The sequence below is a fragment of the Anoxybacillus sp. MB8 genome, from assembly GCF_011006755.1.
Lineage (GTDB): Bacteria > Bacillota > Bacilli > Bacillales > Anoxybacillaceae > Anoxybacillus > Anoxybacillus gonensis.
Genome location: NZ_RXXX01000176.1, coordinates 1 through 308 on the forward strand (window position 1 = coordinate 1; position 308 = coordinate 308).

1 protein-coding gene is annotated in these 308 nt (G+C 65.3%); it reads right to left on the reverse strand.

The genetic code is table 11. The features are described 5' to 3' along the window. On the reverse strand, positions 1-204 hold a 204-nt coding region (locus EKC99_RS15760), incomplete at its 3' end, for a DUF4189 domain-containing protein (RefSeq protein WP_205597842.1). Positions 205-308: the final 104 nt, after the last annotated feature.

The window sequence follows — 308 nt, forward strand, 5'->3', positions numbered from 1 at the left end:
CCCCTGTTCGGACATGGCGGTGGCAACGCTGGTGGTTTCAGTGCCCAGGCCCGCGTGGGCGACCGCCACGCATTGCGCCTGGAACAGGGTCGCCAACGTACATTCGCCTTTCCCGAACTCCTTGCACTCCTTCATGGATGCACGCTTGGCCTTGCCCCGCGAGCGCATCGAGTTGCTGATGAAGGTGTCGCCGCGGGCATCCATCGCCACGCCACGCACGGTCTGCGCCCAGTTGGGGCGATTGTTGTACGGGGAGCCTGAGCTGCTCACCGGAATGGGCGCACAACCCTGTACACCCTGGCCACCGA